The organism is Microcoleus sp. PH2017_12_PCY_D_A (assembly GCF_020738565.1).
Lineage (GTDB): Bacteria > Cyanobacteriota > Cyanobacteriia > Cyanobacteriales > Microcoleaceae > Microcoleus.
Map to the genome: position 1 here is coordinate 37,637 of NZ_JAEQCI010000060.1, position 26,978 is coordinate 64,614.

The 26,978-nt window shown below is 45.3% G+C and carries 19 protein-coding genes; 8 read left to right on the top strand and 11 right to left on the bottom strand.

Annotation, left to right across the window (positions count from 1 at the left end):
- The first annotated feature begins 10 nt into the window (after nucleotides 1-10).
- The 3 genes from JGK39_RS18345 to crn3 all read left to right on the top strand — a co-directional run bounded on the left by JGK39_RS18345 (nucleotide 11) and on the right by crn3 (nucleotide 3,296).
- Nucleotides 11-1,768, top strand: a complete 1,758-nt coding sequence (locus JGK39_RS18345) for an NAD+ synthase (RefSeq protein WP_293251947.1) — start codon at nucleotides 11-13, stop codon at nucleotides 1,766-1,768.
- Nucleotides 1,752-2,705, top strand: coding sequence for a DUF192 domain-containing protein (locus JGK39_RS33645; protein ID WP_366048916.1), 954 nt, complete (start codon nucleotides 1,752-1,754; stop codon nucleotides 2,703-2,705). Before JGK39_RS18345 ends, JGK39_RS33645 begins: the two co-directional genes overlap by 17 nt.
- 261 nt (nucleotides 2,706-2,966) lie before the next feature.
- Nucleotides 2,967-3,296 carry a CRISPR-associated ring nuclease Crn3/Csx3 gene (gene crn3 / locus JGK39_RS18360; protein ID WP_293251949.1) on the top strand — a complete coding sequence of 110 codons (330 nt, stop codon included), beginning with the start codon at nucleotides 2,967-2,969 and terminating at the stop codon, nucleotides 3,294-3,296.
- A gap of 85 nt (nucleotides 3,297-3,381) precedes the next feature.
- Here the strand turns inward: crn3 and JGK39_RS18365 are convergent, their stop codons facing one another.
- From JGK39_RS18365 to JGK39_RS18380, 4 genes are all read right to left on the bottom strand, one after another.
- Nucleotides 3,382-3,978: a hypothetical protein gene (locus JGK39_RS18365; RefSeq protein ID WP_293251951.1), complete on the bottom strand. Its 597-nt coding sequence runs from the start codon at nucleotides 3,976-3,978 to the stop codon at nucleotides 3,382-3,384.
- A gap of 196 nt (nucleotides 3,979-4,174) precedes the next feature.
- Nucleotides 4,175-6,574, bottom strand: a complete 2,400-nt coding sequence (locus tag JGK39_RS18370; RefSeq protein WP_293251953.1) for an ATP-binding protein — start codon at nucleotides 6,572-6,574, stop codon at nucleotides 4,175-4,177.
- A 406-nt stretch (nucleotides 6,575-6,980) separates the two neighbouring features.
- Nucleotides 6,981-7,109 carry a hypothetical protein gene (locus JGK39_RS18375; RefSeq protein WP_293251955.1) on the bottom strand — a complete coding sequence of 43 codons (129 nt, stop codon included), beginning with the start codon at nucleotides 7,107-7,109 and terminating at the stop codon, nucleotides 6,981-6,983.
- Nucleotides 7,110-7,602: 493 nt separating this feature from the next.
- Nucleotides 7,603-8,736, bottom strand: a complete 1,134-nt coding sequence (locus JGK39_RS18380) for an adenylate/guanylate cyclase domain-containing protein (RefSeq protein WP_293251957.1) — start codon at nucleotides 8,734-8,736, stop codon at nucleotides 7,603-7,605.
- Between the two features lie 625 nt (nucleotides 8,737-9,361).
- On the opposite strand from JGK39_RS18380, the gene JGK39_RS18385 reads away from it, so the two are divergent.
- Entirely contained in the window at nucleotides 9,362-10,291 is a 930-nt protein-coding gene (locus JGK39_RS18385) for a phosphoribulokinase (RefSeq protein WP_293251959.1), read from the top strand.
- Nucleotides 10,292-10,544: 253 nt separating this feature from the next.
- Here the strand turns inward: JGK39_RS18385 and JGK39_RS18390 are convergent, their stop codons facing one another.
- The gene (locus JGK39_RS18390) at nucleotides 10,545-10,733 is read right to left on the bottom strand and encodes a hypothetical protein (RefSeq protein WP_293251961.1); all 189 of its coding nucleotides are present in this window, start codon (nucleotides 10,731-10,733) and stop codon (nucleotides 10,545-10,547) included.
- 260 nt (nucleotides 10,734-10,993) lie between these two features.
- Between JGK39_RS18390 and JGK39_RS18395 the strand changes: the two genes are divergently transcribed.
- Nucleotides 10,994-11,974: an ABC transporter ATP-binding protein gene (locus JGK39_RS18395; RefSeq protein WP_293252292.1), complete on the top strand. Its 981-nt coding sequence runs from the start codon at nucleotides 10,994-10,996 to the stop codon at nucleotides 11,972-11,974.
- Between the two features lie 558 nt (nucleotides 11,975-12,532).
- Here the strand turns inward: JGK39_RS18395 and JGK39_RS18400 are convergent.
- Both JGK39_RS18400 and JGK39_RS18405 read right to left on the bottom strand, forming a co-directional pair.
- Nucleotides 12,533-13,963: a hemolysin family protein gene (locus JGK39_RS18400; RefSeq protein ID WP_293252294.1), complete on the bottom strand. Its 1,431-nt coding sequence runs from the start codon at nucleotides 13,961-13,963 to the stop codon at nucleotides 12,533-12,535.
- A 213-nt stretch (nucleotides 13,964-14,176) separates the two neighbouring features.
- Nucleotides 14,177-14,821 carry a hypothetical protein gene (locus tag JGK39_RS18405; RefSeq protein WP_293252296.1) on the bottom strand — a complete coding sequence of 215 codons (645 nt, stop codon included), beginning with the start codon at nucleotides 14,819-14,821 and terminating at the stop codon, nucleotides 14,177-14,179.
- A gap of 1,648 nt (nucleotides 14,822-16,469) precedes the next feature.
- On the opposite strand from JGK39_RS18405, the gene ltrA reads away from it, so the two are divergent.
- The gene (gene ltrA / locus JGK39_RS18410) at nucleotides 16,470-18,194 is read left to right on the top strand and encodes a group II intron reverse transcriptase/maturase (protein ID WP_293251963.1); all 1,725 of its coding nucleotides are present in this window, start codon (nucleotides 16,470-16,472) and stop codon (nucleotides 18,192-18,194) included.
- Between the two features lie 386 nt (nucleotides 18,195-18,580).
- Here the strand turns inward: ltrA and pyrR are convergent, their stop codons facing one another.
- The 4 genes from pyrR to JGK39_RS18430 form a co-directional block, all read right to left on the bottom strand.
- Nucleotides 18,581-19,114, bottom strand: coding sequence for a bifunctional pyr operon transcriptional regulator/uracil phosphoribosyltransferase PyrR (gene pyrR, locus JGK39_RS18415; RefSeq protein WP_293251965.1), 534 nt, complete (start codon nucleotides 19,112-19,114; stop codon nucleotides 18,581-18,583).
- Nucleotides 19,115-19,467: 353 nt separating this feature from the next.
- The gene (gene cbiB / locus JGK39_RS18420) at nucleotides 19,468-20,547 is read right to left on the bottom strand and encodes an adenosylcobinamide-phosphate synthase CbiB (protein WP_293251967.1); all 1,080 of its coding nucleotides are present in this window, start codon (nucleotides 20,545-20,547) and stop codon (nucleotides 19,468-19,470) included.
- 110 nt (nucleotides 20,548-20,657) lie between these two features.
- Nucleotides 20,658-21,059, bottom strand: coding sequence for a GFA family protein (locus JGK39_RS18425; RefSeq protein WP_293252298.1), 402 nt, complete (start codon nucleotides 21,057-21,059; stop codon nucleotides 20,658-20,660).
- 33 nt (nucleotides 21,060-21,092) lie between these two features.
- Nucleotides 21,093-21,536 carry an Rrf2 family transcriptional regulator gene (locus JGK39_RS18430; protein WP_293251969.1) on the bottom strand — a complete coding sequence of 148 codons (444 nt, stop codon included), beginning with the start codon at nucleotides 21,534-21,536 and terminating at the stop codon, nucleotides 21,093-21,095.
- Nucleotides 21,537-21,803: 267 nt separating this feature from the next.
- Here JGK39_RS18430 and JGK39_RS18435 point away from each other — a divergent pair, with 267 nt between their 5' ends.
- A complete protein-coding gene (locus tag JGK39_RS18435) occupies nucleotides 21,804-22,190 on the top strand; it encodes an AbrB family transcriptional regulator (RefSeq protein ID WP_293157313.1) in 387 nt (128 codons plus the stop codon).
- A gap of 1,048 nt (nucleotides 22,191-23,238) precedes the next feature.
- The gene (locus tag JGK39_RS18440; protein WP_293251971.1) at nucleotides 23,239-26,907 is read left to right on the top strand and encodes a PAS domain S-box protein; all 3,669 of its coding nucleotides are present in this window, start codon (nucleotides 23,239-23,241) and stop codon (nucleotides 26,905-26,907) included.
- Nucleotides 26,908-26,978 lie beyond the last annotated feature (71 nt).

The window sequence follows — 26,978 nt, forward strand, 5'->3', positions numbered from 1 at the left end:
ATTTGGTAATATGAAAATTGCGATCGCACAACTCAACCCTACTATTGGTGATATCTGTGGCAACTCCAACCTAATTCTGGAGGCGGCGAAACAAGCGCAGATTGAGGGCGCAAACTTATTGCTAACACCGGAACTTTCCCTGCTGGGTTATCCGCCCCGCGATTTGTTGATGGATGCGAGTTTCATTGCAGCGGCAAGCGCACAGTTGCAGCAACTGGCGCGAGCTTTGCCGCCGGAGTTGGCAGTCATTGTCGGCACTCCCATACTTAATATTGAGGGTGTTAAATTAGGCGGAAAGTCATTGTTTAACAGCGCTGTTTTGTTGCAAAATGGCGCAGTTCAACAAGTTTTTCATAAACGCTTGTTGCCTACCTATGATGTATTTGATGAAGATAGATATTTTGAACCGGGAAAAAGCAGCCGTTACTTTACTATTGGCGAACTCAAAATTGGCGTGACAATTTGTGAGGATTTGTGGAACAATGAGGAGTTTTGGGGTAAACGCAGTTACGCGGGCGATCCTATTTCCGATTTGGCAAAATTGGGCGTGGATTTAGTTGTGAATTTGTCGGCATCGCCTTATTCTGTCGGGAAGCGGGGAGTGCGATCGGCGATGTTGCAGCACAGTGTCATCCGTTCAGGAATACCGATTGTTTACGCTAATCAGGTAGGGGGAAATGATGATATTATTTTTGATGGTAGCAGTTTTGCGGTGAACCGTCAGGGGAATTTGATTCAAGTATTGGCTTCTTTTGAAACTGATTTTGCAGTGCTGGAATATGATGAAAACAAACAAGATTTGCTCGGGGGTGGGAACAGGCAAGATGCCCGTTCCACAAGTGATTTAATTTCCACAACTGATTTAAGTTTTGAACCGCCATTCGGGGATGCGGAAATTTGGGCTGCTTTGGTTTTGGGAGTCCGAGATTATGTTCGCAAATGCGGTTTTTCTAAGGTTGTACTTGGTTTGAGTGGCGGGATAGATTCGGCTTTGGTGGCGGCGATCGCCAGTTGCGCGATCGGGCCCGAAAATGTGCTGGGGGTGCTGATGCCTTCTCCTTACAGTTCGGATCATTCGGTTAATGATGCTTTGGAGTTAGCCCGAAATCTCGGAATTGCGATCGAACTATTGCCGATCGGCGATTTGATGAAAACTTACGATCGCACTCTTGCCGATTTGTTTCTCAATACCACTTTCGGGATTGCCGAGGAAAATATTCAATCGCGCATTCGCGGCAATCTGTTGATGGCGATTTCTAACAAGTTCGGACATTTGCTGCTTTCCACTGGCAATAAGTCGGAAATGTCGGTGGGTTACTGCACTCTCTACGGCGATATGAATGGCGGATTGGCAGTCATTTCCGATGTACCGAAAACTCGCGTTTATTCCCTTTGTCGGTGGCTGAATGCGGGCGGATATGTAGGGGCTGTACCCCCGTCCTCGGATCGAGAAATTATTCCAGTTAATATTATCAATAAAGCGCCGAGTGCTGAACTGAAACCGGGACAAGTTGACCAAGATTCTTTGCCTGCTTACGATGTTTTGGATGACATCTTGCAGCGGTTAATAGAAAATCACGAATCTGTCCAACAAATCATCGCTGCGGGACACGATGCTGCGGTGGTTAAACCTGTAGTAAAATTAGTCAGGCAATCGGAGTTTAAACGGCGACAAGCAGCCCCGGGTTTGAAAATTAGCGATCGAGCTTTTGGTACCGGTTGGCGGATGCCGATCGCCAAATCTTCCTCTTATGAAACGCATCATTAAACGCAAAATGGTTAACATCGGCGGTACTTTCGGCTTCGATTTTCTCCTGGGAACTCCCGGAAACGATACGATGAGAGGATTTGCGGCGAATGACACTGTTCAAGGTTTGGCGGGGAACGACCTAATTTTTGGCGATCGCGACAATGACTCGATCGCCGGAAACGAAGGCGCCGATACGCTGTTTGGAGGCCAGGGTAGCGATACAATCTATGGAGGACAAGGTGAAGATGCGATTAATGGCGATCGGGGTAACGATTTGCTAATCGGCGGCGAAGGCAAAGATATCTTGACAGGAGGCGCCGGCGATGATTTATTTGTGCTAGAAAATACATCCCCTGCACCTACTGTCGCCCAAGCCGATGTAATTGCAGATTTTGGCAGCGGCAATGATAAAATTGTCTTGACAGAAGGCATAAAGTTTAGCGATTTGAATATTTCTGTTTCTGATAACCAAACTGTGATGCAAAATAAAAATTCTGGCAACTATTTAGGAGTCATTTCGGGAAGATTTAATCTGACTGAATCCAACTTTATATCGCTGTTTGGCGGGATAGATACGGGTCAACTTTTGCCAGTTTCGGTGAATGCGATTGTGGGCGCGGGCGCGATCGGGCTAGAAGTGGCAAAAACTCCCCAAGAACAAGCAATTGGGTTAATGTTTCGCACAGAATTGCCCGATGACAGGGGAATGCTGTTCCCGATCGCCCCAGCGCGAAACGTGCGTTTCTGGATGAGAAACGTGCAAATCGATCTCGATATGATTTTTCTGCGCGAAGGCATCGTGCAGGCGATAATTCCCAACGTACCGCCCTGTTTCAGCGACGCCTGCCCCAACTACGGCCCCGATGTTCCCGTTGACGGAGTGATCGAGCTCAAAGGTGGCAGGGCGGCCGAGTTGGGATTGAAGGTGGGCGATCGAATTGCCAATTTACCCTAAAAAGGTATATGATTTTAACTAAATCCACCTAATTAAAAGTCAAATACAGATAGCTGAAAAACGAGCTACTATAAGCCTTCTTCCTTCTATCCGTTACATCCGTTACATCCGTTACAGAATCCGTTGCCGAACTTCCTTCCATCCGTTACATCCGTTACAGAATCCGTTGCCGAACTTCCTTCTATCCGTTACATCCGTTACATCCGTTACAGAATCCGTTGCCGAACTTCCTTACAACCGCATTCAACATTTGTGCATCCAATGAATCCTATTGAATTAACAATAATCCCCAATCAAACTCAAGACGGTTTAGCCTACCAACATTTACGCTTGCGAATTACAACTCAAGACGGTATTATCACACCCGAAGATTTACAAGGTTTGAAAATCCCTCAAAATGTTCAATTCAGCCAAGGAATTGTCATAGAAGGTAGAGGAGCAATTTGGCTGTACGGGTATTTAGTGCACGAATGCCATCCTGCCGCTTGGGTTGGATGTTACGATCCGCGATTAGAAGGCGCCGTGGTAGTAGCAACTCACAAACACGAAGTATCAGTTGGACAAATAATCAAATTGAACTTACCAACTTAGTAAATTAGAAAAGGTTTGATCGTTCGGACTTCAGTCCGCATCAATCCGAGGACTCAAGTCCTCACTACAAACAAATTGTACAAGGTTATTCAATAAAACTTCTCAAAATACCGATAATTTTGCCAGGATTGCCCACAAAATACTCATTTATATCGATAGATATAGTTTGCTCTTCTAGCTGCATAAATTTCCACAGACTGCCCGTTGTCACAACTCCGTAAACCTTCTTAATTTCATTACCTTTTTGTTGGTTAAACAACTGAGCTGCGATCGTTTCAGCCATACATTGAGCCAAACCAGATTCTATATTATCATTTTTCGCTTCGACTAAAGCAATAACGGGCGCTTCGATAATTAACTGTTCCGGCGATTTGCTAATCAGGAAATCGCAAAATCCGTTTAAACCTCTCAGGCTATCTACCGTAAAATCTTTTCCTGAAAATAAGCCTATTCCATTGTCAAATTGTTTTCTGAGTTCAATCAAGATTGGCGCTACAATCATTTCAGACCGAGATTTTTCCGAGTTAATTGCCAAAGCTAGCGGAATATTGTACTCTAGGGTTTCGGACAAAAACTGGCTGTAGCTCACATCTGGAATCTCTGCAAAAAGTCCGAATTGCTCGCAGAGAGTTATTCCAAATTCTGACTTGATTTGTTCGAGCCTAAATTGGCTGTAGGGCATTTAAAAAACCCTCCAATAGAATTGACTGGTAAAATTAGATTTTATCACGCGATCGCCCAAAAAATATTTGATTGTAATTATAGCGGTTCTCAAAAAAGTGAGGTATGTCGTAAGCCCTATGCCCTATGCCCTATGCCCTATGCCCTATGCCCTATGCCCAGTCATACCTCATGTTTCGCTCGAAAGGCTATATAATTTATCCTCTCACAGGCAAAACGATCGCAAACTCAGTGCCAACTCCAGACTCCGACTCCACCTCGATAGTGCCGCCATGTTTTTCTACCACAATCTGATGGGCAATTGCCAACCCCAATCCCGTTCCTTTGCCGACACCTTTCGTCGTGAACAAATGGTCGAATATCTGCTTTTTAACTTCTTCTGACATCCCGGTTCCGTTATCAGCAATTGTAATTTTAATGTGTTCATCTCCCAGTAGAGAAGTGCAAATCGCGATCCGGTTGGGATTGACGGCAATTTCGTTCAAACTGCGTCCTAAATTTGATTCTTCTAAGGCATCGATCGCATTGGCAAGCAAGTTCATAAAAACTTGATTCAATTGACCGGGAAAACATTCGATTTTAGGAAGACTGCCGTATTTAGCGGTAACTTCGATCTGCGGGCGGTGTTCGTTGGCTTTGAGACGGTGTTTCAAAATCAAAAGGGCGCTATCAATGCCCTCGTGAATATTAAAAGGAACTTTGTAGTCTTTGTCACCTCGCGAAAAGGTGCGGAGGCTGGTGCTGATGCTGGAAATGCGATCGCACCCGACTTGCATGGAATCAATCATCTTCGGTAAATCTTCCAAGAGATAATCGAGATCTATCTCTTCGGCATGGTCGGCAATTTCCGATTTGGGTGCATCGGAGCGATACAATTCTAAGTGTTCTATAACATCCCCGAAACTTCTTTTAGCTTCGCTTAAATTGCCCGAAATAAACCCAATAGGATTGTTAATTTCGTGGGCGACTCCGGCGACTAAATTACCCAAAGCCGACATTTTCTCGTTTTGCACGAGTTGCAATTGGGCTTGTTTTAAATCTTTTAAGGTTTGTTCTAGCTGTTTATTTTGTTCTTGCAAAAGCTCTTCTGAGTGCTTGCGCTCGGTGGCATCAACACCCAAACCAATAATCCCGATCGTCTCGCCCTCGTAATTTTTTAACTGCACTTTCGTGACTTCTAAATAGTGTTGTTTTCCGTCAGCAAGTGTGAGAGTTTCGCTGGAGTAATGGGGCGAATCTTGGGCAAGGCAGGCGGCATCTGAAGTCATACACCCGGCTGCATCCTCTCCCAGTATCTCTTTGTAATGATCCACAGCTAGGAAAGCGCTCAGGGGCACGCCCACATCTTGACAAAATGTGTTGTTAAAAAACTGTACTTTTCCCTGAGTATTAACCATCCAAATCCAAATCGGAGCGACATCAAGAATCGCTTGCAGCATTTGTTTTTGCTCGGCAAGCTGAGCTTCAGTTCGGCTGACTTTTGTTAGCATTCGCTCTAATTGTTGGCTGTAATCCTGAGAGCTTTTATATAGCAGAGCATTTGACAAACTGATGGCTGCTTGAGAACACAGGAGATTGAGATGTTGCAGCCGATCGCGCGTAAAAACTTTTGCAGTTAACAGATTTTCTAGATACAAAATGCCGACTAATTTGTCTCGATCGAGAATCGGCAAACACGACAGGCTCTTCGGTTGGTATTTGAGGATGTAGGAGTCCCAATCCCAATCGCATTGTTGAGGGATGTCCCGCAAAATCACAGGTTTTAATAATTCTTTAACGCACTTAACAATTTTTAGGGGCAGGATATCGCTGTTTTCATCGAGTGTTGCGGATGATAAGTCGATCGCCCGATCGACGCCCAAATTGTCGATCGCTCTTGCAGCAGCAACTTCCCATTGATTGCCGTTTTGCAAAATCAGCACTGCTTTCTCAACACCTGTATTTCTCATCGCCAGTTGTATCAATTTGGCAATTAGTTGATCCAAATCTCTTTCACTAGAAAGCGCTTGACAAGCTTTTAGCAAAGTTGAAAAATTCCCGAAATCTGAGACTGTCGCCGACACAGACGGATTAATCAATGAAGGTATAGATTGATTTTGTTTGACAGGTATCGCGAAAGTTGCTAATGAATCTGTAGTGAGTTTAGCAGGCTGCAAAATCGCTGACAACAATTGAGGATAGCATTTTTCTAAGTCATCAATTTTGGCTCTATCTCCCCAGCGTACATAGCAATCATAGGTGTCTATCATGTAGACAAGAGCAATTTTTTCTCTTCCCAATGACAGGTAAAACTTAGCAGCGAGTTCGCAAGCAAGAGCTTCTTCATTCAAAAAATCGTTAGCTTTAGCTCCGGCAATAGCTCGATCGTAAAGTTCCATTGCTTCTGTAGTCTTCCCCAAAACGCGAAGCCATTCTGCCTCAACCAGATTGAATTTGTGCTGGTAACTATTCGGGTTACGGTGCGCGAATTCTTTGAGTTTTTTTTGAATTACAAAAACACGTTTGAGGATTTGTTTTCGCTTGGTCGGTGCGGCATCTTCATAGATAGCTAAATGTGCCAGAGCATCGTAAAAGTTGTGCATCATAGTTACTAGCATTGCAACACAATTTTCCCATAAATCTTGTTAGCATCCCCCTCTCTATCAGCTTCGGATTGCGGCTGGAATATTATCAACCCGGCGTCTATTTATGCTAAATCTTATCCGTTTTATCTGGCAGGTTACTATCAATAAAAGTTACCCGATAGAAATCTTTCATATATTTTAAAATAACTCACCTCCTTTCCATTTCGCCCTTGAATATCTGTTTGTTTGATGACTATTTCGAGCAATGCAATTAACTGTCACCGATCCAACTCGATCGCATTCTGGCACAACCGCCTCGCGGAAGTCCACAAGAAATAGGTAACTGCGGGCGTAGGCTTTTATACTGCGGGCAGGAATTGTACCCGGAATATCGAGATTTTTGGTTGTTGCGCGCCGGTTTGGAAACTGCAAGGGTTTGCTACAGGCGGGTTTGCGGATTTATCGAACCGCCCCGAAAGCGGTTGAATAAATCGGTGTAAAATTGCGCGATCGGGCGATATCCAGGCATTACGGCCGTCAAATGTACTACATCTACTGTTGCATCCATATTCGCTGACCCCAAGCCAGACATTAACTTGAAAATAGTTAGTGTATCTATCTTAGGGCATAAACAGCAGAATTTTCGAGCTTTCGATCTAAAATTCCACTGAGCTGCTACGGAATAATATTTTATACTGGGACGATCGGGATTAGAGTGGGTTACTTACGTATAAATTTATGCGGTTAATATTAAATGCCTGAAATGAATGCAAAACACTGATTTTTTGCGTATGAATACGGCAACGCTGTGTGCCTAAAAATACTTTTCATAATTCAGTAAATCTAATATATGAGAATTGGTAATTGGGAATTGGGAATTGGTAATTGGTAATTGGTAACTGCTTGCACTTGACTTCACTTCACTTCACTAATAACGTTCGATCGCGGGGACAGCACTAATGACTACTGACTAATGACTCCTGATTAATGACCAATGACTAATGACTAATGACTAATCACCAATGACTAATGACTAATGATCAATGACTAATGACCAATGACTAATTTCGCCCGAGCAACAAATAAGCCATCATTTCTCCTTTACCTTTAATCTCAATAGCACCGCGCATTTTAAAGGAAAATTTATCTTTCAAACGCTCGTAAACCGCAGCAGTCACCTGAATTTCTCCCGGAATACCGTTTGATTCCATCCGGTGAGCAACATTCACTGTATCTCCCCACAAATCGTAACTAAATTTAGTTAAACCAATGACTCCCGCCACCACCGCACCAATATTTATGCCAATGCGGAGACTAAAGCTGTGATTGTGTTTGAGATTGAAGCTAGCGACAGCAGCTTGCATATCGAGTGCCATTTGGGCGATCGCCGCAGCGTGATTTTCCTGCGCTTGGGGCAAACCGCCGACTACCATGTAAGCATCACCAATAGTTTTGATTTTCTCTAAACCGTGTTCTAACGATAACCGATCGAATTGACTAAAAATTTGATTGAGAACTTTTACTGTTTCAGTCGCACTTTTTTGAGATGCAAAATTCGTAAATTCCACCAAATCTGCGAATAAAATGCTGACATCCGAAAAGCTGTCAGCAATTATGCTTTGTCCTTCCTGCAAGCGATCGGCAATCGGTTTAGGCAAAATATTTAATAGCAATTCTTCAATTTCTTCTTTCTGAAATTTGGTTGTTTCCAACAGCAACCGCGTTTCAATTTCTGCCTCTTCCCGAAAGGCAATTTCCTGCTGTAACATCTTATTTTTATCCCTCAGTTGCAGTTCGAGTTCCCTCAGCCGCAATTGATTTTCAACCCTAGCCACCACCTCTACGGCTTCAAAAGGTTTAGTAATGTAGTCCACGGCGCCAGCATTAAAGGCTTTCAGTTTATTAGAAAGTTCTACCAAAGCACTCAGAAAAATAATGGGAATGCCGCGAGTGCGATCGCTAGCTTTCAAGCGACTGCAAACTTCATAGCCATCCATACCGGGCATCATAATATCTAGCAAAATTAAGTCAGGCTGAGCCAAATCCACAGAATCGAGCGCCAGTTGGCCGTTAGATGCAAGTCGTACTTCATAGCCTTTCCTCGATAATATCCGCTCCAGTAGCGCTAAATTGTTAAGATTGTCGTCAACAATTAAAATACTGCCCCTAAATTTTTCAAAAGATAATTCATTCATCAGCTTGCTAGAAAGTTAGTTAAACTTAAGATTGGTTTAAATTCAAAACTTACGCACGGTGCGTTGAAACCTTTTTTTCATAAAACTACTTGTTGCAGCAGGGTAGAAAGAGCGATCGACCCTATTTTTGATGTAGGAATGGCTCCTTGACTCAAATGTATACTAATTTGTCAGGCCGGGCGAAAGCTTTGGCTAAAACTTCATGTTGCGGGTAAATTCGATCGCCCTCCGTGTCGATTGATTGACTGGCTAGTGGATTGACTGCTTGCTACCCGTTTTGAAACCAAACATATCGCACTATTTCCAAAGCTGCTGCAATTTGCACTACACTCATAGACGATCGGGACAGTTGGCGGGGCTAATTTCCCCGAAATTCTGAGTATAGCCGGATTTAAAAGTACGATCGACATGGCGGGCGATCGAGCAATGGGCGCGATTTTTTTATCAGATGCTCTGTGAGACTTCGATGCAGAAATTTATTAAGAAATAATACAAAAAATTTACACATTGGGGAGATTCCGGAGGGGAGCAAGTCAAACCATGGGATTAGCGATCGAATCGAGTACAATTTTGATAAGATTTAAAATTAACCAAAAATTTGCTATTGTCCGTCCGGGTAAAAACAATGAGCGATCGACCAATCATTCTCGGTATTGTCGGAGACAGCGCAGCAGGCAAAACCACCCTGACGCGGGGAATTGCCCAAGTATTGGGGCCAGAAAATGTCACCGTGATTTGCACAGACGACTATCATAGGTACGACAGAAAGCAGCGCGCCGAAATCGGGATCACAGCACTGCATCCCGACTGCAATTACCTCGACATCATGCAGCAGCACCTCAGCCTGCTGCGTACAGGCCAAGCAATACTCAAACCCATATACAACCACCACTCAGGTACATTCGATCCGCCGGAATACATCAAGCCGGGAAAATTTGTAATAGTTGAAGGTTTGCTGGGTTACTCAACCCGAACCATCCGCGATTCTTACGACGTAAAAGTATATCTTGCTCCCCCCGAAGAGTTGCGAACTCAGTGGAAAGTTAAGCGCGATATTATGAAGCGCGGTTATACCGAAGAACAGGTACTTGCAGAAATGGAAAAGCGGGAACCGGATTCAGAAAATTATATTCGCCCCCAGCGCAAATTTGCCGATGTTGTAGTTAGTTTTTACCCGGCAGAAGCAGACAAAGAATCAAATTTGAGCGTCCGTTTAGTGCTGAGACCGACAATTCCTCACCCCGATTTTACTGAAATTTTAGCTCAAGGTAGCGATAATTTGCAACCTGCAATTCGCTTGGGACTCGATCGCGATATGGGCAAACCAGTAGATGTTTTAGAAGTAGATTCCCACGCTACCAGCGAGCAAGTAAGCGAACTGGAAAAGATTTTGTGCAACGAAATGCCGCACCTCCGCGGATTTTGCAGCGCCCAAGGCAACCCGGAAATTGGCAAATTAATCGGCACAACTGGCGAAGTTTTGCAAAGTTACCCGCTAGCTTTGACGCAGTTGCTAGTTGCATATCACATGATGAAAGCAATTCATGTGTATTAGTTATAGCTTTTCAAGCTCTCATATTCGCGGACGACTGGGCCTAGGGCCTAGGGCTCCGTGGGCTCCGTGGGCCTAGGCCTCCGTGGGCACGCAAGCATACCTCACTATGCTTGAGAACCGCTATAGTTGGTAGTTGTTGGTTGTTGGTTGTTAGTTGTTAGTTGTTAGTTGTTAGTTGTTATTGCAATGATTAATAACCAATAACCAATAACCAATAACCAATAACCAATAACCAATAACCAATAACCAATAACTAATGTACTCGCAAAGTCGGGTTAGCAGTGGCTAATTGCTGAAGTGGCAGCGAGACTGGCAACTGACTTTGAGGTGCGGGCAGCATTTCGCCTCGGAAGTCCAAGACTGTGACGAGCAGCAGGTAAGCCACTGCTAAAATTAGAGAAATCGCGCCGGTGATAATAGCAATAATTTTTGAACGTTCCATATTCACAAAATTTTAAGTGCAGCTAATCTTAGTTTAACATTAAAAAGAGCAATTATGACTAAACTTATGCAATAGAATATAATCCAGTACGCTTCAGATAAGACTGTTTATTGCCCGGAAATCCCTTGCAGCATCCCCCGATCGAAGACCCACTTTGAGAATACTCTTGTCCCCCCCTTTCTCAAGGGGGGCTAGGGGGGATCGGACTTAACCCAAGCGTATTAGAATATAATCAGGTGCTACTTATTTATATGACGAAAATGGAACCTGTTATAGATGCGCCAACTCCCACCGAGAGACCCGGAGCTACCCCTGTCGTGGAAACATTTAATTTGGGGAAGTTTTACCGTACAGGCTTCTGGATGAACGAAAAGATTGAATCGCTCAAAAGTTGCACTCTGACTGTTTGTGAGGGGGAAACTTTCGGGCTGTTAGGACAGAATGGAGCGGGGAAAACTACGCTGCTGAAGACTTTGCTGGGGATAGTGCGGCCGACTTCTGGCAGTGCGCTGTTGTTGGGGAGGCCTTTGGGCGATCGCGCTGTGAAGAGGCGAGTCGGCTACTTGCCAGAAAATCCCTACTTTTACGATTATCTCACGGGCTGGGAATTCTTGCAATTTGCGGCGGGCTTGTTTGAAATTCCCGCCTCGATTCAGCGGCAGCGAATTCCGCATTTGCTAGATTTAGTCGGGCTATCTCAATCGGCGGCAATTAAAAAACAGTTGCGCCAGTATTCTAAGGGAATGCTGCAACGGATCGGCATGGCTCAAGCTTTGATTAACAATCCCGATGTGGTATTTTTAGATGAGCCGATGTCGGGTTTAGATCCGATGGGGCGCTATCAGATGCGGGAGATAATTTTATCGCTGAAAAATCAAGGAAAAACGATTTTTTTTAATTCGCACGTACTGTCGGATGTGGAGAAGATTTGCGATCGGGTGGCAATTTTGGCCCGGGGTGAGTTAATCTGTGCTGGTGCGATCGACGAACTCTTGGGCAATACAAAAACTTACCGAGTTCAAGGTAAGGGCGGTCATTTGAATATCCTGCAAAAATGGATACCGGATATGGAAGTTGATAATGATTTGTGGTACGGTCATTTGCAGGGCAGTCCGAAGGAGTTTATTTCTAGTCTGAGCATGAGTGGAGGGCAGCTAATTGGGATGAATTTGGCTAAGCCTTCTTTGGAAGAGTTTTTTATGCAGCAATTGCAAGAAAGAGGGATTTATTCGAGCAGTTGAAGTAGGGAAACGGCAGTGCCGTGTCCGGTGCGGGGATTGTGGACACGGCAATGTCATACATTGTTATTTATGGTGAGGGAGCGCTTCATAAAAAACATCCAAAAATCTTGTAGGGGCGGGTTCACCAATGATTTCAACTAGGACAAACAGATTCATAAACCCGCCCCCTCCACGATAATGCCGGGGCGGGTTTATAGGATTTATTGTTTTTTTCAAATACCTTGGCGAACCCGCCCCCTCCACGATAATGCCGGGGTTCAAATACCTTGGCGAACCCGCCCCTTGTGGGGTAGCTTTCTATCCGGAACATGGTGTAGATTATTCCACTCTGTATCGAGCTGCAGACGAAGCCGCACTAAGAGGTGGCAAACGCCTATATGGTGGTGTTGTGGGTGTAGCGATGAATTTATACAGTTCTTGTTTTTTGCCTTCGACGCAGAACGAAAATAGTGACTTCTAAACTCTCACAAAATCGAGGGCGATCGACTTAAACACTTCGGAGATAATTTCTTTTAAGTAAAGAGTTGCGCTATTTCGATCGCCCTCCCCATCACCATCCTAACTAGAAAACTTCGCGGCACCCTTCAATCCGCTATTCGATCGCCCTTTTCCCCCAACTTCCCCGCCCGCCGCTGCAACTTCACCCAAAACTCGATCGCGCGCCGCCCCATCCAGCAACTGAATTTGAATTTGATCCAACCTGGGCCCGCACGCAGAAACCACCGTAAGTTCCGCATTTTCGCAGCGCCAAACTTCCCCGACAGCCGGCATTCTTTGCAACTGATAACTCAGAAAACCTCCGAGAGTTTGATATTCGTCTGTCACCTGCAAGTCCAAATTTAATATTTGATTGACATCATCTACATTTAACTGTGCTTGCGCTAAAAAAGTGCGATCGTCCAATACTTGCAAAGCAATCTCTTTGTTATCGGGCGATTCGTAAGTGCGGCCGATAATTTCAGCGATCAAATCCCTCAGCGTCACCAACCCGGAAATGCCACCAAATTCATCGACGACGATCGCAATTTCTTCCGACGAACCCTGCATCAAAGGCAGTAATTCCCCCAGCAGCATCATTTCCGGCACAAATCTCACCGCACTAATCCAAGTTACGATCGGCGTGTCGGGAGATAGCAAACCTTCAGCTAAGGGTTTCGCCAGTTGTTTGAAGCCAATAATCCCGATAATATCGTCTAAAGAATCTCCCGTGACAGGATAGCGGGAATGGTTGGAAATCGCCATTTCGTCCAGCAAATTTTGAAAGGTAGCCGTCTTAGGAAGTGCCACAATGCTGGGCCTTGGCACCATCACTTCTTCTACGCAAACTTCGCCAAATTCAAACACGTTGTTGAGCAATTCTCGCTCTTCTGCTTCCAACCCGCTTGATTCGCTGGAAGTCGCTATAATTAATTGCAGTTCTTGGGGCGTCACTGGCTGGTGCGTGCGCTCGTATTCGATTCCCGCAAGCTGCAATAGCGATCGCGTGGATTGATTGAGAAACGACACAAAGGGATTGAACAAGCGGGAAATCAATAAACTCGGAGGCCCTAAACTTCTGGCTAGCTGTTCGGAATAAACTAAGGCTACAGATTTGGGCAGGATTTCGCCGAGTACAATTTGCAGGTAAGCTAGCAGGAAAAAAGTTACTATTGAGATGCTGGCAGAATGGGCGATCGCCGATTTGAGATAAATTGGCAGCGGCAAATAGCCGATCGACATTCGGATCAGTACGGCGATCGTATCTTCTCCAATCCAGCCGAGAGCTAAACTAGAAAGAGTGATCCCCAACTGCATTGTCGAGAGCAATCGCTCGATACTGTGTATCAAAGATTGAACAGTGATCGCCGGAACATCGCCGGCCTCGACTAATTGATTGATGCGCGATCGGCGTACCGTCACCATCGAAAACTCAGCCGTCACGAAAAAAGCATTGATCGCAATCAGCAGCAGCACTGACAGCAACCGCGACAGCACCTCTGCCCAACTCATCGCAGGTAAATCAGCTATCTCCTGAACTCTAGCCCCTAAAAGTGACACAATTCTCCCTAGAACAACTTTCTCGATCGAACCTGAGAATCAGTCTGGAGGTTTTGTCTCCTTTTGTCTTATACCATTTTCCAAAAGAATGCAACTGTAAGCCCCTGCTCCAAACACTTCATTCATCAGTCATTCCCAATCGCCAATCGCCAATCGCCAATGCTATTACTTTGCCACTGGAATGCCAGATATTTGCAACTGGAGTTTTTGGCCTGGATAATCTGTCAGCGTCAGCGAAATTTCCTTAGCATTTTCCAGCAAAGCTGTAGGAATACTCACCGTACCGTAATACACCTGCCCGTTGGGGGGAAGTTCCGCCGGCAAATCCTCAGCAGTCGCCGAAAGTGCTCGCCCTTGATTGTCAGTGACGTTCAAGAAACTGTAGAGAAACCTCACAGCTTGGGAACCTTCGTTTTTCATGCTCACGTCTAGCAACATCGAGTTGCTGCGCTGGCTGGCGGCGCTCACTTCCAGAGTTACTCCCCCGTCGCGACTGTTCAAAGGAAACTTGGCGCTGGCATTGGCCGCAGCCGGTTTTTTGGCTGTGGCTGGTTTAGGGCTTGCCTTGTCTGCTTTAGTATTTGTCCCGGCTGTTTTTTTGTCAGGATCGCGACCTTCTACCCGCGCTTTGACGGTTTTGAGAATGTCTTTTTCTTTCAAAATACTCACTTGGTCTTTGCTAGTCGCACTTCCCTGCTTGCCGCTTCCAGCATTGTTGCTGGGGCGAACATCAGGTTGAGTCGTTCCTTTCAAGGCTTCGCGACCTATAGTAAATCCCCAAACAGAACTCGTCACACCTGCTCCAAACATCAGACCGAGCAGAATAAGAGTCAGCACTACCGTCGAATTCACCTTTTTTCCTCCCTGGAGACTCCCGCCATAGCTGTACTCGGCTTGGCGGTGAGAGGAAAGGGAGGCCAGGGTCTATACTGCATTATGTATCTCCATAAAAGGAAACCGTTGCGCCTCAAAAGTGGTTATTCTCCCTGGCATACCTGCTGACATTACAGGATAGAGGCTGCTGATATTGTTCTTTCGCTTACCCGCCTCAGTGGGGCGTTTAATTTGGGGATTGCTCCCTCTCGGATTGCTCCGGTAATGTTAGCTTCGACAAAGTTAGTGGTCGGTACTTTCTCCCTTGGCACTGTCTCCCAAATGACTGTTTAACCTAAGAGTTTTAGAGCTACGGACTAGCTACGCATCCGTAGGTAAGAACGTGACATACCCGACACTCATTTTGTAAACAAATAGAGTGCGGGCTTCCTCTTTCAACGGGAGAGCCTTATTCGCAGCCCTCTCTAAGCTGGTCTTATCCTCCCTCCGTAGGTTTTACTCACCCGAAGGTGGTACTCACTAGCAAGATAATTACTTATCTTCGAGGCAGACTCCCTGTGTCCCAAGGAGTAGAATTGTTGATTTTTTCACCCATCCATCAGCTCTTTTACGGCAAGAAAGGGATCTTGGGGCTACCAGTGAGAAACTGATAGGTGGTGTCTAGCCTTTATACAACGGAAAGTTCGCCCACCACGGCTACTCTTATCATCCCCGCTTAGTTCGAGCCTATCATGGATTCGCTATCGCTCAATTTGTTTGCTGCTCGTTTTCATCCCGTCACTCATCCTGTAAACGGATAGAGTGCGGGACTTCCCACTCGTATTACTAGGGCTATCTTTCAAGCCCCCGTTATAGTCGGTACTCCGATTTAACGGTGGCTTGTTGACTGCCATTGCCTATAAGTTGATTCCAAATCATAGAAACTGCTAATTCCAGTCGATCGACTCCAGCACAGAGGTGATGCAGGCGATCGCGGGTTCGGCAGATCTAAAAGATTTTGATTTTTGTTCTCTAGTTTTAGCACGGACTGGGAAATTATGTTATACTACTTTTCAGTTCGATCGCGCTTAGCGATCTAACGGCAGTTGGCCGAGCGGTTTAGGCAGCGAACTCAGTGCGACTTGATGCCTATCGAGCATGATGGTGCAATTCCATCCCCCATATTCGTCTGGGGACTCCATATCTCGGTTCTGGGAACTAGCAACACCCAGGATTTATAAGCTAGAGGTAAAACCCATTTACTAGGTGAATCCACACACAGTAATTAGGGGAGGGAGACGACAAGGTGAACGAAAGTGAACCTGCATTACCAACTCCAGTCAGACGCACCAGCGAAAATGGAATGACACGCTGGGTTCAAAAGGACACATGGGAAGGAAACTAGGTCTTGAGTACCCTAGAGACGATCCAATAAATCCCATCTGGAGAAAGCAGGCACCTAAATCGTCATATATGCTCGATAAGGATAAGAGGGAAACATCTAAGATATAAGCCCTTAACAGGGATTACCTGCTAGGTAAATCAAAGATGTGAAGGATTCAATCTCAAGCAAAAGCCCCCATGTAATGTGTGGGATACGCCAAAAGATTGAACGTTAGAAAGATGTAAATCACGTAGGTCGGCTATGTCCAAGGCTCTAGAAGCGGAATGGTCATCTATTGAATGGAGTGAAATCCAGACAAGGGTGATAAAGCTACAGACGAAGATTTACGAAGCATCCAAGAGTGGAAATAAACCACTCGTAGTCAAACTCCAAAAAACCTTAATTTCTTCGTTTAGCGCAAGACTGGTAGCAGTTCGTCGCGTAACACAAGAAAACAAAGGGAAACGCACGGCGGGAATTGACGGGATTAAATCTCTGACTCCTCAACAAAGGGTAATACTAGCCGAACAGTTACGACTAGACGGTAAAAGCTCCCCTCTAAGAAGAGTTGAAATTCCAAAACCGGGCAAAAAGGAGAAACGTCCTCTAGGCATTCCCACGATAGAAGACAGAGCGAAACAAGCATTAGCAAAGTTAGCTCTAGAGCCTGAATGGGAGGCACTATTTGAACCGAATTCTTACGGATTTCGACCAGGTAGGAGTTGCCACGATGCCATAGAGGCAATCGAATTAAGCATCCGAAAAAAGCCCAAGTATCTAATAGATGCAGACTTAAAAGGATGTTTCGATAATATTGACCACGAGGCTCTGATACAAAAACTGAAAACTTTTCCAGACATGGAAACCCAGATAAGAGCTTGGCTCAAATCAGGCGTCCTAGTAGGCGATGTTTTTCATAAGACAGTATCAGGAACCCCACAAGGCGCCGTCATATCTCCACTATTAGCAAACATTGCCCTACATGGCTTTGAAAGCTATATCTCCTCCGAATTTCCCACAAGGAAGACAAGAATAGGTCAACCTAAAGGAAAAATGAAGGAATATTGTGAAGCGAGAGTAATAAGATATGCCGACGACTTCGTAATAATCCACGAAGAGGAAGAAGTAATCAAGGCAGCTCTTGAAAAGACCAAACAATGGATGGCAAACCTAGGACTTTCTCTAAACGAGCAAAAGACCAAAATATGCCACACATTAGAGGAATATGAAGGAGAAAAGCCGGGTTTCAATTTCTTAGGATTCCATATCCAATCCTTTGCTAGAGGGAAAAACAGGGCAGGAAAGAAGACTAATGGCGAATCTTTGGAGATGGTAACGAAAGTGCTACCTTCAGATAAATCCATAAAAGAATTTCAATCCCATCTGAAAGCCCTACTAAACAAAGGACAATCCCAAGAGCCAACTCGAATGATTGAAAGCCTCAACTGGTTCATTAGAGGCTGGGGAAATTACTTCAAAAGTGGAAGTCATTCACACGAAGTATTCTCCAAAGTTCAACACAACCTATATAAGGTTTACTTGAACTGGGGGAGAAAGAAATTTTCTCAAAAAGGGGATGGATATATTTGCTCGCGAATATTCTTCAAAAGCAAGGAATCATCGTGGAACTTTGGATGGAAAGAGGGAGATCGTCTTTACTTAGTAGAAATGTTGTACTCGTTTGAGTATAAGCACTACACTAAGGTACAAGGCACTAGGAGCCCCTATGACGGAGATTGGGTATATTGGGTTACACGTCGAGGCGACCACCCATTAACACCTAAAGACATTCGATTCGGGTTGAAAAATCAGAAGGGTCGATGCTCTCACTGTCAACAACTTTTCACCACTGAAGATTACATTGAGGTTCATCACATCGACGGTAATAGGAACAACAATAAAAGGTCAAACAAGACCTTAGTTCACCTACACTGCCACGATGCTATCCACTTAGAAAATGCGGGGTCTATTACAGATTCCATCTAACGTAAAGCCGGATACGCCGAAAGGTGTACGTCCGGTTTGGCAGCCGAGTATAGGAGGCAACTTCTATGCTTAGGCAACTAATTCGCCTCAGGCAGGTTCAACTCCTGCACTGCCGATTTTATATCAGTCAAGATGCTCCCCCCGTGAACCCAAAACCGGGTTTCTTCCCTCGAGGCATGGGTGGCGAGAAACCGGGTTTCTACGAATTTTTACGTTTAGTAACGAGAAATATACGTAGAAACGCGGTTTCTGATGTCTGAGCGTGCGATCGCGGCAAACTAGACATTCGATCGATCGACTCCTTCCTGAGATATCTTGGCTCCGCGCGCGTCGATCTCGCACGCTCCTGGGCTAAAATTATGATTCCGATGCCAACGAAAACGATATCAACGCTTAATCAATTCCACTCCGTCGCGCCCGTCAAGTTCTTGCACGTAAACCTTCACTTGTTCTTCCTTGGCTGTCGGCAACTTTTTACCCGTAAAATCCGGCTGAATCGGTACTTCTCGGTGTCCGCGATCGACTAATACCGCCAACCAAATTTTCTCCGGTCGCCCGTAATCGTTTACCGCATTCAAAGCCGCTCGAATTGTTCTACCTTTATATATAACGTCATCTACCAACACTACCGTTTTGCCCGTCAAATCGAAAGGAATTTCTGTTTTAGCCGGTGTCCGCATCGCAACTCGATCCAAGTCATCTCGGTAAAAAGTAATATCCAAAGCGCCCACGCATACTTTGACTTGTTCGAGGACTTCAATTTGAGCTGCCAACATTTGAGCTAAAGGCACTCCTCTAGTATGAATTCCCAACAGCACTAACTCCGAGGGAGCTCCTGATTTTTCGACAATCTGGGAAGCGACGCGGGTGAGAGTGCGCCTCACTTCATCTGCGGATAGAATTTCGATAATTTTAGTCATTGCGGGCTGGGAGCTAATGGTTGGCTGTTAGCGAATCGAACAATTTTAGATTTTAGATTTTAGATTTTAGATAGACTTGACAAATGAGACATCTTGCATTCCCAAGCTCTCCATCGCAAATTATCTGCGTTTATCTGTGTTTATCTGCCATTATCTGCGGTTGAAGGATCGATCGAAGATTTGTGCAATTGCTCGTCTTTGAATCAGGGGGTGGAACGATTTTAGATGTTCCATTTTTAGATTTTAGATTGACTTGATAGATGAATCTGGGTAGAACTACTAACGTCAAAACTTTTTTGGCTCTGGCCGACTCCTGTCGGAGGGCTGTATCTGTCTGCGGGTCTGGTCTATTGTTAGGGAACAAAACATAATAAGGTATAAACAAGCAATGATAGTGCCAACCAAATCAGAAAGCAATAGCGAGTTAATTGCAATGCTCGGTCAATTTGCTGCGGTGCGATCGCCCTAATCGGATCCCCTAACAGCGGTTTGTGTTTGATAACTCCCCGATAGGAATTTGTACCTCCTAGCTGTACTCCCAAGATGGCGGCGTAGGCGCACTCGCTCCAACCGGAATTGGGACTGGCATCTTTAACAGCATCTCTCTGACAAATCTGCCAAACGTAGATCGGTTTGCCAGATATCAGGGCTAAAGTAATCACTGTTAGCCGGCAAGGAATCCATGTCAGCGCGTCTTCTAGTTTGGCGCTAAACCATCCTAAATCTGTGTAGGGTGCTTCTTTGTAGCCGACGGTTGAATCTAATGTGCTGGCTGCTTTGTAGGCGATCGCACAGGGAACGATCGCCAGATCCCACATCGAGTTAGGAGCGATCGGTCGATCGATAACAGTTAATAATAGATGCGGCAGAGCGAACCCAACTAATCCATAAAATAGCGGGGCACTCACGCCATCAACTGCATTCTCTGTTACAGTTTCTAACAATGCTCGCAGAATTTCTGGCTCGGATAAGTTTTCGGTATCCCGGCCGACGTAAAGGCTCAACCTTTCTCGCGCCTTGACTAAATCTCCAACATTTAAAGGCGCTAGCACGTCCTCAGCAGCCGCTCTCAAACTGCGGCCGGCAAAACAGCTAGCCAGCAAAATGGTCTGTAGCGCAATGCCTAAAACAGGATGCACCCAACTAGCAGCAAAGACGATCGACCAACTGACAGTATAACTGCCTAGAATCAGCCCGATCGCTAGTATTGTACCAGCACATCGCAGCAGCAGTTGGTGCCGGACGAGAATCCGACGATCGCCAGAGCGAGGCATTTTGTCTGCGGGATTGTTCCATATATTAAAGACAAATCGAGTATAAAGGTCGATCGCCCAACCCATCGCCTGCACGGGATGCGGCCAACCCCAAGGATCGCCGATCGAATAATCCAATACCGCAGCTAAAATCAAAACAGTAAATTCATCCGGCATCATTATATATGGTGTTAAACTTGATAGTCCGTGCGATCGCTCAGTGAGCGATCGGGTAGCTGCTGTTTTAACTGCTGCTACATCGAGCGGAGTGTGATTTTTTAGAGCAGATTTTAACTGCTGAGATTACTTTCGTCGTGCAGCAAGTGTACGTTCTGTTCCCAATTAACACCCTCAAAGGGTAGAATCTGAAATTGGGAAACGGCACAGTCGTCAAGACAGCGGACGTTGACATCGAATTGATCGGGATGCGATCGGGGACGATAGAACGAGTGAATGCCGCAAATCCGGCAGAAAGTATGTTTAGCAGTGCCTGTATTAAATGTATAGGTTGTCAAAACATCTTCCCCGCAGAGCAAGGTAAAACGTTCGGGCGGCACAATCAGGTGCAAAAATCCTTTCTTTTTACAGATAGAGCAGTTGCAGTCAGATGCTTCGTGTTTGTCAACCGTGACTGTGAAGCGGACAGCACCGCAACGTGTGCCACCAGAGTAGGTAACAAGTGTTGCGTCCATGTGAGTTGGCGATCGAATGAATGAACTTACCATCTAAATGATAAAGCTAGTTTCTTCTCCGAGAGCAGCTTGCCAACTGCGGACATCATAGTATAAGTCTTCGAGGGAAATACTGTACAGCGCTTCAGCAAGTTTTTTGTGCAATCGGTTCCACAAACTGAATGTTACCCAGTCCTCTGGTTGGGCCGCGTCAGGAGAATGTCGAGGTAAAGGTTCAATAGTTTCCCCTACAGCCTCTAAGATTTGTCCTAAAGAGATTTGAGCTGGCTCCCGAGCCAATTGATATCCTCCCTGGGAGCCCCGAACGGATTGGACTAAACCGGCTCGTCGCATTTCAATCAGCAATTTTTCTAGATATGGAGCGGGTAACTCCTGTCGGTTCGCGATCGATTTCACCGATGTCGGCCCGAACCGAGGTTGCAAACTTAGATCCAGTAATGCTTTGACACTGTAGTGTCCGCGCGTGGTTAACTTCATGGGGTTTTAAGAGCGGGGCAAATATTCAGCTAGCTGATAGCTGATAGCTTATGCTACCTAGTTTAGAGATTGCTCGCACGCTCCTGGCAGCTACTCCTCAAGAAAGACTCCACCTTGTTAAAAATATTTAGACAATAGTGGTTAACAATTGAGCCGATCGGTGTAATATAGTTTTACGACCAGCTATAAAGCTAAAGTTTCTTGGTCAAACCAAAAACCAACCGAGAAAAAATCCGTACACCACTTGAATATTTCAGGACTCAGTAAATGGCTAAAAAGAAAAATATCGAACCCCTTGAAGGCGAAGATCTGATCAAAAAGGTCAAAGACCTAGAGAATCTTACCAAGGAAGAAAAAGCTAGAGCCTGTGGCTACTATACCGTTACCAAGAACGGCGTAGAACGGGTCAACATGATGAAATTCCTGAATGCGCTGATTGATGCAGAAGGCATTCAGCTTGATGGGAAGCAAAACGGCAACGGACGCGGCGGACGCTCGGCTAGCTATCGGATTAGCGTTCAATCTAACGGCAACTTACTGATTGGAGCTGCCTACACCAAGCAGATGGAACTCCAGCCGGGAGATGAATTTGAAATTTCTCTGGGACGCAAGCACATTCACCTGCGCCAAATCGATCGCGAAGAAGTATCCTAGGTCTTTACAATTTGCTTTGAATTCTTGCTTGAACGGGTTGGTTTGACTTCAAGCATTGACTGCTGGCAGAGAGCGGGCTCTGAAATTTTGCTCTGAAATTTTTCAGTGCGCCTAAAACAGTATGGATTCTATAGATGGCAATGGCTCGACAAAAGCCAGTGCTACTACTTTATATTTTCTGAGAATACCTATTCTCGCCCCTCGCTATATCCGTTTGGACAAGCGGGGGATTTTCCGCGTAGCTGTTTTGAAGAGAAGGAAGAAGTCATTAGTCATTAGTCATCAGTCATTAGTCATTAGTCATCAGTCATCAGTCATTAGTCATCAGTCATTAGTCATCAGTCATCAGTCATTAGTCATTAGTCATCAGTCATTAGTCATCAGTCATCAGTCATTAGTCATTAGGAAGAAGGCTCGCTTCGGCTTCGCTCGGAGGGTAAAAAGACTGGTGATGAGGGGAGCATCTCAGTTTTGCTCTTGTAGTGCTGTCCCCGCTCGCGTGCTCATATAAGCACGCGAGCGGGGACGCTCGCACTCAAACAAAAAATACTTTTTACAAAACTGGGATGCACCCGGTGATGAGCGCAGTCAACTTGTCAGTCAGCTTAGTCGAAGGAAGGAAGAGGGCTGGCTTTGGCTTCGCTCGGAGGGCAAAAAGAGGGATTCGGGAAGAAGGGAAAAAGTAGCTTGGGTTTAGGTAAGAAACCAAACTTCGTCAAGAAAATGGCGGAGGTATTGTCAGCCAAGAGTGCGTAATACCAGTAAAAAAAGAATAGACTGGAATTGCATAAATCTTTGATGCTAGAGGGCAACGGCTTCGGAATACAGATGTATTTCCCGATTGGAGAGCGACTTTTCCAATCTTGTCTGATGTAACTCTTGTGCTGCCGATCGCAAGCACGAGCTCGTTCATTCCCAAATCTAAAATCTAAAATCTAAAATCTAAAATCTAAAATCGACTGACACCGAAGCCAGCAGCCTCGATCGCCCTACGTGAAATTATGGGTCGAAACAGTTACAGTGTTAGGGAGCAATTAGTCAGCAGCCTATGCCTTTGTCCCGATTCGCCTTTCAAACTGTCCGACAACCCACAAAAATACCTCTGCGCTGCGTTCTAGTCGGCTCTTTTGTGGTGCAAATCGTCGCAGCAGTCGGGATGGTCGGATATTTTTCCTTTCGCAACGGACAAAGATCTGTCGAAGAGCTCGCCCAGAAATTGATCGGGGAGACGGGGAAAAGAGTTGAAGAAAAGCTGAGTGGTGTTCTCGAAAATACTCACTGGGTAAATCAACTCAATGCTGAAGCGATCGATCGCAGGGAATTAAACTTAAAGTTAGAAACGCGCCAGCCTCGGGCAGAAAAGTTCCTCTGGCAGCAAATGCAATCGTTTAAAAGCATTCAGTGGATGTCCCTCGGTTCTGAAAAATCAGGAGAATGTCTCGCCATTTGGCGCAACCCCAAGGACAAGAGCTTGCAAATTGTCGTCGCTAACAAATCTACCAACTCTCAGAACATTTACTACGCTACAGACAACAGAGGAACTCGCACGGTTCAATTAAAAGTAGAACCGGGAACCTACGATGCTCGATGGCGCCCTTGGTACAAAGAAGCTGTCGCAGCTAACAAACCAATTTGGACGAGCATTTACCCCGGTTTTACTCCGGGGACTGTGTTTATTGCTGCGAGTCAACCGATTCGCGATCGCAATGGTACATTGCTGGGAGTTAGTGCGGTAAACTTTTCGATCTTGGAAATTCAGCAATATCTCCATCGCCTCAGGTTTAGCAAAACGGGGGAAATTTTCGCGATCGAACGATCGGGCTTGCTGGTTGCCAGTTCGAGTCAAGAATCACCCTTTAGAAATATGTCGGGAAAGTCGCAACCGGAGCGGCTGAATGTTTTAGACAGCAAAACTCCTGTTATTCGTACCGCAGCTAAGCATTTGCACGAATACTTCGGTGGATTGGGCGAGATTAAGCAACGGCATCAAATGAAATTCAGCCGAGACGGGCAGGATTATTATATGGCAGTGGTGCCGTTTTCTGATAGTTACGGTTTGAACTGGCTGATTGCGATCGCAGTTCCCGAATCCGATTTCATGGGGCAAGTTAACAGAAATACCCGCAATACGATTGTACTTTGTGCGGCGGCGCTGCTGCTATCCACCATTGCCGGAGTTCTGACAGCCCGGTGGGTAACGCTGCCGCTGCTGCGTCTCAATGCAGCAGCTAAGGATATTGCCCGAGGAGAATTCGATCGCGCTGTTGCTGTGAGCAGGGTGGATGAAGTCGGTAAATTAGCCCAGTCTTTTAATGAAATGGCCGCTCAATTGAAAACGTCTTTTGAAGCTTTGGCGTCTAGTGAAGAAAAATTTGCCAAGTTGTTAGAAAGCTTGCCCGTTGGAGTCACAGCCCTGACTCCCACAGGTAGCACTATTTTTATGAATTCGGTGGGAGAAGAGCTCACTGGCAAAGGGGCAATGCCAAATACAACCGCAGCAGGGCTCTCAGAAACTTATCAGCTTTATGTAGCAGGCACCGATCGGCTGTACCCGATGGATAAGTCCCCGTTTGCACGGGCTGTGAGGGGTGGAACAATGATTGTTGAAGATATAGAAATTCGCCCCGGTGGGAAAATTATTCCTTTGCAAGTGCGATCGATGCCGGTGTTTGACGCTCTTGGCAATGTCCTGTATGTGATTATTGTTTTTCAAGATATCACCGATCGCAAACAAGCAGAAAAAATATTGGCTGACTACAACCGGACTCTGGAAATTGAAGTAGCTTCGCGCACAGCGGAGTTAGCCGAAATCAATGCCCGCTTGGAGCTCGAAATTGAGGAGCGCCACCAAGCTACAAAAATTATCCGTAAAGAGCGCGACTTTAACTTAAAGATTATCGAAAATTCTCCGATATTTTTTGTGGCGATCGACTGTGAGGGTAAAATCCTGCGGGTGAATGACTGTATGCTGCAAGCTGTGGGCTATACTGCCGCGGAAGTTATCGGCAAAGATTATTTAACTACATTTGTACCCGAGGGCGATCGAGCCGGATTGCACTCGATTTTTAAGGGCGTCAAAGCCAGCCCGCAAACGGTTAACGAACACCGGATTCTCACAAAGTGCCGTGATACTTTGTTGATTGAGTGGCACGGTACGCCCGTTTTGGATGAAAATGGCAGTTTTGACTTTCTGTTTGGATTTGGGATTGATATTGGCGATCGCAAACAAGCACAAATAGCTTTGCAAAAAAGCGAAGCTCTGTTTCACAAATTAGCGATCACTGTTCCCGGAGAACTTTACATATTCGTGCAACATCCCGACGGCTCAGTCAAGATGGAATATATCAGTCCTCTGTGCCGGGAAATTCAAGAATTAGAGCCGGAGGAAATTCAGAGCAACTCTACTTTACTCTGCGAACAAATCCACCCGGACGATCGCCCCAGCCACCACGAGTCAATTGTCAAAAGCGCCACAAATCTCGAACCATTGTCCCACGAGTGGCGGATTGTGACAGCATCGGGAAAACTCAAATGGCTGCAAAGCTATTCTCGCCCGGAATTGCGCGAAAATGGAGATATTGTCTGGCACGGCATAATACTTGATATTAGCGATCGCAAACAAGCAGAACAAGAACTCAAACAAGCCAAAGAAGCCGCAGAAGCTGCCAACAAAGCTAAAAGTATATTTCTCGCCAACATGACGCACGAATTGCGAACACCCCTTAACGCCATTCTCGGCTTTGCTCAATTAATAGAACCCAGCGCTAATTTAACTTTGCAGGAACAAGAAAATATCAAAATTATTCGTCGCAGCGGAGAACACTTGCTTCAACTCATCAATCAAATATTAGACTTATCTAAAATCGAAGCTCGACGCATGACACTCAACCCAAAAAACTTTGACTTGTACCGTTTGCTGGGCGACGTGCAAAATATGTTCCAAATACCCGCTCAAAATAAAGGATTGGAATTAATTATCAACTGCGCCTCCGATGTTCCTCAGTACGTACAAACTGATGACGTTAAGTTGCGACAAGTGTTGATTAATTTGTTAGACAATGCAATTAAATTTACAAAAGAAGGCTCAGTATCAGTAACAGTAAGACCGACAATAGAAGGAACTATCGCCCCCGAACCAGGCAAAAATCTCAATTTATCAGAAAATCAAAATAATCGGGCTTTTATTTACTTTCAAATTGCCGATACAGGCTGGGGGATTTCTCCCGAAGAATTAGACAGTATATTTGAATTATTCGTGCAAAGTTCATCGGGTAAAAAACTTCAAAAAGGTACAGGTTTAGGATTAAGTATCAGCCGCGCGTTCATCAAATTAATGGGCGGTGATATTACCGCCCTGAGCGAAGTTGGACGCGGCACAGTCTTCAAATTTCATATTCAAGTTGTGACGGGAGTCGGCTTTGTTGAAGTCATCAATAAATCTGTTAAAGTAAATAATTTATCGGAGAGTTCAACTATTGTTACCGAAAAAATATCTGATAGTGCTGCAATATTTACGTTGGAGTCGAAGCCGCAAGTTTCCCTAGAATGGACGCGCAATCTCAAACAGGCAGTTCATCAGGCTGACTTCGATTTTATTGCCAAAACAATTGAGGAAATTCGCAGCGATAATCCTATTTTTGCCGAAGTTCTGATGAATCATTTAGATAATTTTGATTATCAAAAGATACTCGATTTGATTGCAGAATTTGACCTGTAGGGTACACCTAATGACTAATGACTAATACCATTTTTCCCAAAAAATGCAACAGGATTCGTAGGGTGCGGATC